At 41.5% G+C, this 12,146-nt stretch carries 12 protein-coding genes; 2 read left to right on the top strand and 10 right to left on the bottom strand.

The window, feature by feature from the left end:
- Nucleotides 1-85 precede the first annotated feature (85 nt).
- Nucleotides 86-2,134, top strand: a complete 2,049-nt coding sequence (locus tag H562_RS0106395; protein ID WP_027376739.1) for a T9SS C-terminal target domain-containing protein — start codon at nucleotides 86-88, stop codon at nucleotides 2,132-2,134.
- A 1-nt stretch (nucleotide 2,135) separates the two neighbouring features.
- On the opposite strand, the gene fmt is transcribed toward H562_RS0106395, so the two are convergent.
- From fmt to folK, 5 genes are all read right to left on the bottom strand, one after another.
- The gene (gene fmt / locus H562_RS0106390) at nucleotides 2,136-3,083 is read right to left on the bottom strand and encodes a methionyl-tRNA formyltransferase (RefSeq protein ID WP_027376738.1); all 948 of its coding nucleotides are present in this window, start codon (nucleotides 3,081-3,083) and stop codon (nucleotides 2,136-2,138) included.
- 66 nt (nucleotides 3,084-3,149) lie between these two features.
- On the bottom strand, nucleotides 3,150-5,051 hold the full coding sequence (locus tag H562_RS0106380) for a RecQ family ATP-dependent DNA helicase (protein ID WP_027376737.1): 1,902 nt from the start codon (nucleotides 5,049-5,051) through the stop codon (nucleotides 3,150-3,152).
- A 79-nt stretch (nucleotides 5,052-5,130) separates the two neighbouring features.
- Nucleotides 5,131-6,570 carry an OmpA family protein gene (locus H562_RS0106375; protein ID WP_027376736.1) on the bottom strand — a complete coding sequence of 480 codons (1,440 nt, stop codon included), beginning with the start codon at nucleotides 6,568-6,570 and terminating at the stop codon, nucleotides 5,131-5,133.
- A gap of 133 nt (nucleotides 6,571-6,703) precedes the next feature.
- Nucleotides 6,704-7,819 carry a flagellar motor protein MotB gene (locus tag H562_RS14780; protein WP_051190421.1) on the bottom strand — a complete coding sequence of 372 codons (1,116 nt, stop codon included), beginning with the start codon at nucleotides 7,817-7,819 and terminating at the stop codon, nucleotides 6,704-6,706.
- 10 nt (nucleotides 7,820-7,829) lie between these two features.
- Nucleotides 7,830-8,249, bottom strand: a complete 420-nt coding sequence (folK, locus tag H562_RS0106365) for a 2-amino-4-hydroxy-6-hydroxymethyldihydropteridine diphosphokinase (protein ID WP_027376735.1) — start codon at nucleotides 8,247-8,249, stop codon at nucleotides 7,830-7,832.
- A 21-nt stretch (nucleotides 8,250-8,270) separates the two neighbouring features.
- Between folK and sppA the strand changes: the two genes are divergently transcribed.
- Entirely contained in the window at nucleotides 8,271-10,028 is a 1,758-nt protein-coding gene (sppA, locus tag H562_RS0106360; protein ID WP_027376734.1) for a signal peptide peptidase SppA, read from the top strand.
- A gap of 52 nt (nucleotides 10,029-10,080) precedes the next feature.
- Here sppA and H562_RS0106355 read toward each other — a convergent pair whose 3' ends face one another.
- The 5 genes from H562_RS0106355 to rpmB all read right to left on the bottom strand — a co-directional run bounded on the left by H562_RS0106355 (nucleotide 10,081) and on the right by rpmB (nucleotide 12,091).
- Nucleotides 10,081-10,335 carry a GlsB/YeaQ/YmgE family stress response membrane protein gene (locus H562_RS0106355; RefSeq protein WP_027376733.1) on the bottom strand — a complete coding sequence of 85 codons (255 nt, stop codon included), beginning with the start codon at nucleotides 10,333-10,335 and terminating at the stop codon, nucleotides 10,081-10,083.
- A gap of 81 nt (nucleotides 10,336-10,416) precedes the next feature.
- On the bottom strand, nucleotides 10,417-11,373 hold the full coding sequence (ftsY, locus tag H562_RS0106350) for a signal recognition particle-docking protein FtsY (protein ID WP_027376732.1): 957 nt from the start codon (nucleotides 11,371-11,373) through the stop codon (nucleotides 10,417-10,419).
- A 114-nt stretch (nucleotides 11,374-11,487) separates the two neighbouring features.
- Complete coding sequence (locus H562_RS15530) at nucleotides 11,488-11,643, bottom strand: DUF4295 family protein (RefSeq protein ID WP_084466337.1); 156 nt, start codon at nucleotides 11,641-11,643, stop codon at nucleotides 11,488-11,490.
- Nucleotides 11,644-11,662: 19 nt separating this feature from the next.
- The gene (gene rpmG, locus H562_RS0106340) at nucleotides 11,663-11,845 is read right to left on the bottom strand and encodes a 50S ribosomal protein L33 (protein WP_015806891.1); all 183 of its coding nucleotides are present in this window, start codon (nucleotides 11,843-11,845) and stop codon (nucleotides 11,663-11,665) included.
- A 9-nt stretch (nucleotides 11,846-11,854) separates the two neighbouring features.
- Nucleotides 11,855-12,091, bottom strand: a complete 237-nt coding sequence (rpmB, locus tag H562_RS0106335; RefSeq protein WP_027376731.1) for a 50S ribosomal protein L28 — start codon at nucleotides 12,089-12,091, stop codon at nucleotides 11,855-11,857.
- Nucleotides 12,092-12,146 lie beyond the last annotated feature (55 nt).

The following is a 12,146-nucleotide window of genomic DNA, read 5'->3' as shown; positions in this document are numbered from 1 at the left end:
AAAGTATATTTAAAATCTCTTTCTTATTGGAAAGGGATTTTTTCGTTTAAATAGGAGTAATTTTGCAGTCCTAATTTTTATATAATTGAAAAATTTACTTTCCTTAGTTTTTGCCTTGTTTTTTATTGCCGGATATTCGCAACAATATATTACGGTAACTTCAAAAACTCCCGACGAACTTGTAAGAGATGTGTTTATCGGTTCTAATAATGCCAGCTGTATTACGGTCTCTAATATAACAGCGAAAAACTGGTCAGATTATGACAATTATAAACCTTTTAGCTACGGTTATTTCGAAAAAGGCAGTTTACCTTTTGCTATAGAAAAAGGGATAATCTTGAGTACCGGCGGCGCAAACCATGCATCCGGTCCAAATACGACAACTTTGATGGATGGGGTTGCGGACTGGCCCGGGGACACCGATTTAGCCGACGCTTTTGGAGCTTCCGTCGGCAGCTTTGTAAACGCAACTTCCCTGGAGTTTGATTTTATCGCTTATAATACGACGGGAATAAGTTTCGACTACATGTTTTTATCGGAAGAATATCAGAGCAGTGGTTGTAATTATTCCGATTCATTTGCATTTCTTATCAAAGAGGTCGGTGAGACTTATTATCATAATATTGCACTAGTTCCGGGTACGAATACACCTGTTTCATCAACAACGGTTCGCGGAGAAGGTCCCTGCTCGGCCAGAAATCCCGAATATTTTGACAGATATAACTATCCGCCTTACTCCTCCCGTCAGGATTCACCCACCAACTTTGATGGCCAGACAAAAGTGCTTACCGCCAGAACCAACATTATCCCGGGCCAAAAATATCATATCAAACTGGTGATTGCCGACAACACCAATTACTCCCACGATTCCGCCGTATTCTTAAAAGCCGGAAGTTTCGTCGGTAAAAAAGATCTGGGTCCTGATCTTTTGCTGGGCGCAAACACCTCGCTGTGCGAAGGCGCCACGAAAACACTCGATGCCACCACGACAGGTGGAACTGATTACAGATGGTTCAGAAATGGAAATCCGATTCCCGGCACAGATAATAATCCTAAATACACGGTTGATCAGGAAGGAGTTTATGAAGTAACTTTGGATGTGGGCGGCTGCCAGCTGAAAGGCTCCATCACAGTTGAGTATGGCGCAATACCTCTGTTTTCCCCAAATCCATATTTTTGTAATTACAACGAGGGAAATCCCATATCACTTAATCTTCAGGATTTAAAGTCTCAAATTATTTCCAATTATAAAGATTATTTTCAGGTAAGATATTATCAGTATGAAAACGATGCACTCGCCGGAAATTCAAATTTTCTTTCCGAACCATTTACCTATTCTTCTGATACCGAAGTTTATATCTGGGTAAGGAGCGGTTCCTGCCCGCCGGAAATTGAAAGTGTACATTTATTAACGCCTAAAAAGTCACTCCTTTTAAGTGACCAAGCCATCTGTCCCAACGCGACAACTACTTTAAAAGCGGAAACTACATTTATCTATTACAAATGGATGCGTGAAAATGGTGATGTGATAGTGGAAGGACCTACCAATAATATGATCAGCGGCATCTCAACAGGTAAATACAAAGTGCAGCTTACCTCAGCTAATGGCTGTTCGCTGGAACAGGATGTTACGATCTCTGCCGCGACTTTACCCCAAATTACAAATATCGACGTTACCGGAAATACAGTTACAGTGAATGTTGCAGGTGGCGAGCCGCCTTACCGGATCACCAATTCGTGGAACAGCGAAGTTCTTACCGGCACCAATGTTTTTCAAAATGTACCTCGCGGCAAACATACCGTTTCGGTCACTGACGCGCAAAACTGCGAAACAGTAACGAAGGAGCTTCTTATCCTCAATTTGATTAATGTCATTACACCAAACGCTGACGGCAAAAATGAAGTTTTGGATTACTCCGATCTCAACATTAAAAAAGACGTGAAGATCGAGATTTTTGACCGTTTTGGAAATCAGGTTTTTATATCGCAGAAAACTCCTTACACTTTTGACGGAAAAATGAACGGAAGACCGCTGCCAACGGGAACATATTGGTATATACTGAACTGGACTGAGCCCGATACCAATTTGCCGGTTTCCTACAAAGGCTGGATTTTAATCAAGAACAGAAACTAATCTAAGCAAGCGAAATGTGGTCGAAATGCTGAAACCCATTTAGAAAATCTTTGACCGACATTCTTTTTTTTCCTTCGAGCTGCACTTCTTCAGGCAGGTACAGACCATCTGAAGTGGAAATCTGGAAGCAATGTTTACCGATTTCTAATGTTCCGGGCTTTTTACGCTCCTCCGAAAGCTGAATATTTCCTTTGTAGATTTTCAGGAATTTCTCTTCATCGCCAATTTTAAGAGTGGTGAAAGCTGCGGGATACGGTGACATGCCCCGAATAAAATTATGAACGGTTTCTGAACTTTGATCCCAGTTGATCCGCGTATCTTCTTTAAAGATTTTAAAAGCATTTTTGGGATGTTCCACTTGTGGTTGCGGTTTTTCGTGAATCGTATTTTCAGCAAGACCGTCCAGGGTTTTTACCACAAGTCCGGCGCCCATTTCCATCAGTCTGTCGTGGAGGGAACCTGCATTTTCGTGGGGAAAGATGTCGAGTTCCTGCTGCAGTAAAATATTACCTTCATCAATCTTTTCATTAATAAAGAAAGTGGTTGCGCCTGTGGTTTTCTCTCCGTTAATGATGGCGTAATTGATCGGTGCCGCACCGCGATAATCCGGCAGGAGCGAGGCGTGCAGATTAAATGTTCCGAGCGGCGGCATTTCAAATAAAACTTTTGGCATCATTCGGAAAGCGACGACCACAAAAACATCCGCGTTGAGTTTTCTGATATCCTCCAGAAAAGCCGGATCCTTTAATTTTTCAGGTTGAAAAACAGGTAACTGCTGCTCCACCGCATAATCTTTTACCGCCGAAGTGTTTATCTTCTGTCCGCGCCCACTGGCTTTGTCTGCTACGGTTACTACGCCTGCAACTGTATGGTGGGAATTATGAATGGCTTCGAGACAGGTTTTTGCAAATTCAGGCGTCCCGAAGAATACTATGTTCAATGATTTCATTTTTCTGGAATGTAAGGTTGTGCAGCAAGAAGCACATTTTTGTTTTGATTTAAGGCAAAATTTTTATCAGGTTGCGATATAGGTACGGAAATTCAGCATTTTCACCTCCCCGGAATCGAGAAGCTGAATAAGGTTTTCAAGTATATTTTCTTTTTCATAATAATGAAGGCGAATGGCAATTTCCTCTACGTTGGCGGGATTCTGTTTTAGAATGCTCAATATCTCTCCGGATATATTCCGTCCGAAAACGCCCTCCTTCTGTTGTACACAAACCGAACATTTACCGCAGTTCTTTACATTTTTCTCACCGAAATAAGATAGTATCAGTTTCATTTTACAGTAATCTGAATCCTGCACAAAGAACTTCATTTCCTCCCACTTCTGAATTTTATTTTTTTGAATCTGTTCAAATAGATGCCAGTATTTTCCCTGCATGCTGCGGTCATCCCTATGTTTTAAAAATTTAATGCCCGACAGTGCTCCATCGATATAATCTACATAACCTTTCCTCTGCATATCTTTGATCCGCTCGCGGACAAGATGGGGTTCAGAACTAATTTTTGTGCTAAAGTTCTGCTCACTGAACATGATCTTGTGTGTGGTAAGCCCCGAAAAATTCCGCAACATCAATTCCAGAAAATATGCATCGCTTTTAGGAAGAATGTCGAGGTCATCCGCAGAAATTTTCAGTTCAAGAGAAGACAGCGACTTGTTTGCTCTGTAAAATATAAGTTCCTGGTTATGCAGAAAGTTCAGTACATTTCTGATCTTCGCAAGCGAGGTTTTTGTTGCCTGCTGGATCCGCTGGATATGGAGCTGGAAAATATTTTCCGGGAGATCATTTTCAGCGATCTGAAAAGTGGAATAAATGTACGAGACGATATTTTTAAATTCTACTCTCGACGGGATCTGATTCATCAGAATCTGATCAAAATTCTTGAGTTCCTGTTCGTTCCAAAGCAAAAATGCATAAGATTGCTCACCATCCCGGCCGGCGCGGCCAATTTCCTGATAGTAATTCTCCAGTGACTGTGGCGGTGAGAAATGCAGAACAAAACGGACCTGATCCTTATCAATCCCCATACCGAAGGCATTGGTGGAAATAAGCACATGGTTACGGCTTCGGATCCATAAATCCTGCTTGGCATTTTTCTCCTTTAAACTCAAACCTGCATGAAAAAAATCGACATTTTGAATATTATTCCGCTGGAGGTATTTGGTTAACTCTTCGGTTTCTTTGCGGCTGCGCACGTAAATAATCCCTGCCGAATTATTGTACTTAAGAAGATCCAGTACGCGCTGGTATTTATCTGAAATCCGGTCGGAGACAATTTTAATATTAGTTCTGCGGAAACTTTGCTGAAAGACCGCGCTGTTCTGTAAGTTTATTTTATTTTTTATTTCCTGCAGCACTTTCGGTGTGGCAGTCGCAGTAAGCGCGAGCACCGCAATATCTTTAAGGCCGGCCCGGAAATCCTTGATATTCTGATAACTCGGCCGGAAATCCTGGCCCCATTCGGAAATACAGTGCGCTTCATCAACCGCAATAAATGATATTTGAATTTCCTCTATATTCTGTAGAAACACTCTGTTTGTAAGTCGCTCCGGGGATACGTACAAAATTTTAGTAATACCGTTTTTACAGGTATTGAAGATCGTTTCTGCATCGAAGTCATCAAGTTCGGAGGATAAGTATTCGGCTTCAATTCCTTTACTTTTTAAATGGAAAACCTGATCTTTCATTAAGGCTAAAAGAGGCGAAATAACCAGACAGGTTCCCTCCAGGATAAGTGCCGGCAACTGATAGCACAGCGATTTTCCGCCGCCCGTAGGCAAAAGTACAAGCGTATCCTTGCCCGAGATCACCGAATCAATGATCTCCTCCTGCTGTGCACGGAACTGTGAGTGACCCCAAAAATGTGTTAAGGTCTGCCTCTTGAGCTGTTGAAAATCCTGCGCCGAAACCATGAAGTAAAAATACAGAAAGTAAAGGCACAAAACAAAAAAAGCCACGCAGTGCGTGGCTTTAAATATATAATTATAAAAATTATTTAGCTTCGAAGTAAACTCTTCGGTTTGCTCTGTTTTTCCATTCAGGGCATTTCGTAGCTGGATTACACTCCGGATATTTAAGGTCTTTTTCTCCTCTACCGATTGCATCTAACTTACCTGAATCTACACCATTCTGGATCAGATAATTTTTAACTGTATTCGCTCTTCTTTCGGAAAGTCTTTGGTTATAAGCGTCAGATGCTCTTGTATCTGTACCACCTATTACATTATAGCTTCCGGTTGAGGAGTTAATATAGTTAACTGCATTATTTAAAATTGGTGTATTTGACGGAAGGATTCTGTCTGAGTCCAAATCAAATTCAATACCTTCCAAAGTTCTGGTATTATCTGTTACTGTACTGTTGGTCGGACAACCATTGTTTTCAACAGGTCCCGGTACAGTTACACATTTGTCATAAAGGTCAATTACCCCATCTAAGTCTGTATCCAAAGCTACACCTGCACCGTCAACTCTTGCACCTGCAGGAGTATCAAGCTGTCTGTCCCAATCGTCGCAAACACCATCGTTATCCGCGTCTCCTTTTTTACAAACTTCAACATCCTGGTTTTTCTCAGCCAAAACATCTAACTTGTAATAGATTTCCTGCAACGGGTCGTGCCACATCAGGTGTGATTCGTGTTTTCCTAATTTTAATGACAGTCCTAAAGTAGCATTAAAGAAGTTATCGGAAACCGCATCATTTCTACGGTTGATTTCACTGTACTGAGCACCGCCACCATCAAACTGATCGTCGGTAGTAACAACATACATTACTCTACCTTCCAGGTCAATTCTTCTGTTTATTTTATATTTTAAACCTGCACCGGCCTGTCCGAACAGTGAATTAAATTTAAACGGTTTAACTTCTGTCATCAGTCTTTGACCTGCAGCATCTTCCAAATAAGCTCTGTAAGCCAGTGTTCCAATACCTGCGTAACCGTGAAGCGCCCATCTGTAAGGAGATTTGTTGTCAACTCTTCTCAACAGGTTAGAGAAATTCACATCTCCTAAAAGGGAGATCGCGTCATATTGTGTACGTGCACCAAGATCCTGATAACCGGTTCCTGTAGCATTGTCAGTTTTGGTGTTGAACCAACCCTGTCTGGTTTCTCCCCTGTCGTACTGAAGATTTAAGCCGAAAGCATGGGTAATTGCCTTGTCGATACTGACATAAGCAGAATATCCAAAAACATTCTTACCGTTTCCATTTTTAATTGAAGTTAAATCTGCGGACTGAAGAAGCGGAACGCCGGCACCAACAGAAATTGCCCAGTCATTAAATCGTTTAGACTCCTGTGTAAAAGGAGATACATTTGCAGAACCTGAAGAATAGGTATCTGGGTAACCCATTGTTGATACTGCGACCGAATCCTGCGCAAAGATAGCGGTAGGCAGAGCCAATGCTAGAGCTGCGATTGCTAAATTTAGTTTCATAAATTTATTTTTTTAGTTATTATTATTTATTTTTTTAAGTAGCTGTATTTGTTGAAAACGTAATGGACAAGGGATATTCAAGCGTTTTCTTTCTCCGTCCTACTCAACAATTACCGTGCCACTATCCTAAATTTTATTTACCAACTGAGTTTGTCGCACCTGTATAATTGGTGGGGCAGCCATCATTTTCTACCGTTCCGGGAACAGTTACACATTTATCATACAGATCGATAACGCCATCCAGATCCATATCCAGGGCAACACCGGCACCATCAACCCTTGCACCTGCAGGCGTGTCAAGTTGTCGGTCCCAATCATCGCAGACACCGTCATTATCATTATCGCCTTTTTCACAGACTACAAAATCGTTTGAAGCGTTTTCTAAAGCGCCTGTTCTGTAGTAAGCTTCCTGTAACGGATCATGCCATGCGAGGTGCGAGTCATGCTTACCAAGCTTGAAGGTTAAACCCAGATTTACGGTCCACATATCATCACTGTGTGAGTCGCTGATGAGATTATAGTTGATGCGCGGTGATCCCGTGTCACGTAACCGTCCGCCTCCATCGAATGCCTCGTCGCCAGTAAATATATACATCGTTCTCGCTTCTACATCGATCAGTTTATTCACCTTATACTTCACACCCACACCACCCTGAAAAAAGAAAGACGAAATGTTCAGTTTCTGATCCACAGAAATGGGAAAGGTTCTCGGGTTATAATTAGAAAGGTCATTATCAAGCAGCAGGGTTTCATAGCCCTGCAATCCTACACCCCCGTAGCCGTGCAATGCCCATCTGTAAGGAGAATGATTATCGACGCGCCGAAGTAAGTTTGAAAAATTGAGATCTCCCAGAACAGATATCTGGTTAAATTTCGTCCATGCATCTGCTACACCGGCTTTTACACCTTCCGCGCCAGGTAACATACCGCGCTGATTGGTTTTGCCCGTGGCATACTGTAGACTCATACCAAAGGTGTGTGATATCTGTTTGTCCAGTGATACATAAGCGTTCCAGCCCCAGTTGATTTCCTTGTCGTAAAAGGACGTTAAGTCTGCTTTGGCCATAAATGCAGCACCACCACCGACGGAGATTGCCCAGTCGTTGAACCTTCTCGCGGAATTATCGAATTTCTGAACCTTCGCCGAGCCGCTGGAGAAAGTATTCGGATAATTGCTGGTACCCGAAACCTGCGTTTGGGCAGATATCGCCACAGGAGCAATAACTGCTAAAAATAAACCTAATTTCATATTTTGTGTTTTAGTGTTTTAAGGACTGTAGAAGACGCATTGAAAAATCCCGGTCGTGCAGATGTCTGATGTGTGGAATTTGCAATCTCTTGCACTTGAAAATTACCTGCCCGAATAAGACGATATCAATATCTATAACTCTGTCTGCATAGGTTTCTGTAACCGACGAATCGACCAATCGGCCCATCTCCACTTCTATCTTTTTTATCGAATTCAGAAGTTTAATTGGCGAAAAGTCGGATTTTATCAGTACTGCAATATTACAAAATATATTATTACTTGCAAATTCTACAGGTTCAGAATAAAGGAACGGACTTTGCGCCACCACCGGACCGATTTCTTTTTTAATCATTTCTAAGGCACGCTCCAGATTTCCGCGCGTATCTCCAAGATTACTCCCAAGTAACAAAGTGACCTCATATTGCGACATATTCTGAAATATTAAAAATTTATGAAAGGGTTCTTTAAAAACGTCTTAGCAAATATAGTGGCAATTATGCTCATAGGTGCCGTTTTTTTTATGTTTATACTAATGATGATCGTCGCAGGTTCTTTCAGCGACAGCAAGAAAACAACTGTAAAATCAAATTCCGTACTTACTTTAGACTTTAAAACAAAAATCATAGACAGCCCTACCGAGGGAAACGAAAACTTGTTTTCCTTTACCGAAAAGCAGAAGAACGTCCTGATCTATGATATGCTGCAAGCCATTAAAAATGCAAAGACCGATGATCACATAAAAGGAATCAGCATAGAAACTGATGGCTTACAGGCTGGGATGACGCAGCTCGACGACATTAGGGCCGCATTGCAGGATTTTAAGAAAAGTGGAAAATTTGTGTATGCCTATGGAAATACAGTTTCGCAGCCTGCATATTATTTAGGGTCCGTAGCCGATCAGTATTACCTGAACCCCGCCGGTGGAATTGAACTGAAAGGCTTAAGCTCAGAAGTCCTTTATATGAAAGGTTTTACGGAAAAATATGGTATTGGCGTAGAAGTGATCCGCCACGGTAAATATAAATCTGCGGTAGAACCCTTTCTGCGCGACGACATGTCACCTGAAAACCGCGAGCAGATATCGGTTCTGCTAAGCGACCTCTGGCAGCCAAATGCCATAAAAATCGCCAACTCAAGAAAAATTGACACGGCACAATTCCGCTCCATAGTCGACAGCCTTTACGGCATTATTCCCGATTACAGTTTGCAGCACAAACTTGCAGACCGCCTGATTCAGAAAGAACAGTATGACGAGATTTTAAAATCCAAACTGAAACTCGGCGACAAGGATAAGCTCAACAGAATTTCTTTTACCTCCTATTTAAAATCATTTGGAAGCGATAATGCCTCTGCGGATAATCAGGTTGCGGTTTTATATGCCTCCGGAGCAATTTACAACGGCGAAGGCTATGATGCGATTTACGCGGATAATTTCATTAAAGAAATAAAGAAACTGACCGAAAACAAAAAAGTAAAAGCAGTGGTCCTGCGAATTAATTCTCCTGGCGGCAGCGCAAACGCATCCGATGAAATTCTCTTTAACCTGCAACTCCTTAAGAAGAAAAAACCACTGATCGTTTCCTTTGGCGATTACGCGGCTTCAGGCGGTTATTATATTGCAATGGCTGCAGACAGAATTTTTTCTGAGCCCAACACGCTGACCGGCTCGATCGGCGTGTTCGGTGTAGTACCGAATTTTAAAGAAATTGCAAACAGGAATGGCTTAAATGCTTACGCAGTCAATACAAATGCAAACTCAAACATGTATTCACCCATTAATGGCGTTACGCCGGGCGGCCTGGCGATGATGACCCGAAGTGTGGAACAGACTTATAAAAGGTTTGTACATTTTGTTTCGGCAAACCGCCGGAAATCACTTGAGCAGATCGACGAGATCGGCGGCGGAAGAGTCTGGAGCGGCACGCGTGCTAAAGAGATCGGCCTGGTCGACGAGTTGGGAACCATCAACGATGCAGTTGCCTATGCCGCAAAAAAAGCAAATATGAATGAATACAAAGTTGCAGGATATCCGAAAAAAATGAGCAAGTTCGAACAGCTTTTCAAGGAAATGGATGAAGATAAGATTTCTGCAAAGCTTATTAAAAATAAGATCGGTGCAGACAATTATAAAATATTCGAACAGTTTACCAACCCCCAGGCGCGGGCCGGAGTTTTGATGGAAATGCCGCTCAGCATTAAATTTGATTAAAAAAAAATTCCGGTCTGAAAGTTCAGACCGGAATTTTTATCTTGTTTATATATTAAGCTCTTCTTGTAGCCATACCGTAAATCCAGAGGACTACCAAAGCACCTACCACGGCGAGCAACATACTTTTGATGTCGAATTCATTTACAGTTCCCCAACCGAGCATACTGCCGATCCATCCGCCTACGAATGCACCTACAATACCTAAAATAATTGTCAGTAGCCAACCCATTCCTTGATTTCCCGGCATGATGAATTTTGCGATTGCACCTGCGATAAGACCAAAAATGATCCAAGTTAAAATACCCATAGTTTTAAAATTTAATGTTAGTAAATAGTTAAATAATTAATTTTAGTGAAACGAAGTCGCAGAATCTTTACTAAGATTATACTATTTCGCTCTTCTAAAAAAAGAATCTACAAATTCCGTTCCATTAAATAATTGCAGGTCCGCCATTTTTTCTCCAACACCAATATATTTTACCGGAATCTGAAACTGATCCGAAATCCCGATGACCACGCCACCTTTGGCAGTCCCGTCTAATTTAGTGATCGCCAGCGCATTTACTTCGGTCGCAGCGGTAAACTGTTTTGCCTGCTCGAAAGCATTCTGTCCTGTAGAACCATCCAACACAAGTAAAACTTCATGTGGCGCATCAGGTATAACTTTCTGCATCACCCTTTTGATTTTCGACAGTTCATTCATTAGATTCACTTTGTTGTGAAGCCGCCCTGCCGTATCGATGATGACCACATCGGCATTTGAAGCTACTGCGCTCTGCACCGTATCGAAAGCTACTGAAGCGGGATCAGAACCCATATTTTGCTTTACGATCGGAACTCCCACGCGCTCACTCCACACGACAAGCTGTTCCACTGCCGCTGCACGGAAAGTGTCTGCAGCACCCAGAACTACATTTTTGCCTTCACTTTTGAACTGATGCGCCAGTTTCCCAATGGTTGTGGTTTTTCCAACGCCATTTACACCGACCACCATGATGACGTAAGGTTTTTTACTTTCGTCGATATTCCCTGTTCCGCGGTGTGGATTTTCCAACAGAAGTCCCGAAATCTCTTCCCGCAGAATCCGGTCGAGTTCTTCGGTACTCACAAATTTATCGCGGGCCACGCGCTCTTCGATACGGCTGATGATTTTTATGGTCGTAGCCGCACCTACATCGGAAGCAATGAGCACTTCTTCCAGATCATCCAGAACATCTTCATCGACTGTACTTTTACCGACAACAGCTTTGGAAATTTTTTCAAAAAAATTCTGGTTCGATTTTTCCAGACCTTTATTCAGTGTTTCCTTTTCTTCTTTTTTAAATAATTTCTTATACCAGCTCATCTTTTCATTTAGTCATTTTATAATCGCTAAAACCTGCAATCTGCCCGTAAAGATAACAAAAAAAACTACCCAAAGATTTGGATAGTTATATATTTCAGGGCTTTGAAGACGGGATTATTTTTTCAAAAAACTGTCCACTTCGTCAGCATTCATTACTTTCTCTTCGAAAACGAAAGCACCACTTTTTGGTGACTTTACCATTTTCACAACTTTGGTCATTTTCTTAGAACCTGCACCACCTTGAAGCGTTGCTACTACTTTCTTTGCCATTTTTTATTATTTTAAAAAATTACTTGATTTCTTTGTGTAAGGTGTATTTCTTAAGAACAGGATTGAATTTTTTCAACTCCAATCTTTCGGTAGTGTTCTTTTTATTTTTTGTGGTGATGTATCTTGACATTCCTGCAACACCGGTTTCTTTGTGCTCTGTGCACTCCAAAATCACCTGTACTCTGTTTCCTTTTTTTGCCATGATTTCTGCTTATTTAATAAATCCGTTTCTTGTTGCTCTTAGTATTGCTTCTTCAATCCCAATTCTATTGATGATTCTTAAACCATGAGCCGAAATCTTAAGAGTTACAGATTTTTCCTGCTCCGGAATGTAGAATTTCTTCTCCAATAAATTAATTTCAAAACGACGTTTCGTTTTGTTATTAGCGTGAGAAACATTGTTTCCTACCATGGCACGCTTTCCTGTTATTTGGCAAATTCTTGACATATCTCGATGTTCTTTATTACTACTGAATATTTGAGAGTGCAAAATAACGAAGAAT

Origin of the sequence: Kaistella palustris DSM 21579 (assembly GCF_000422265.1) — a bacterium.
Lineage (GTDB): Bacteria > Bacteroidota > Bacteroidia > Flavobacteriales > Weeksellaceae > Kaistella > Kaistella palustris.
This window is presented reverse-complemented; position numbering and strand designations above follow the sequence as displayed.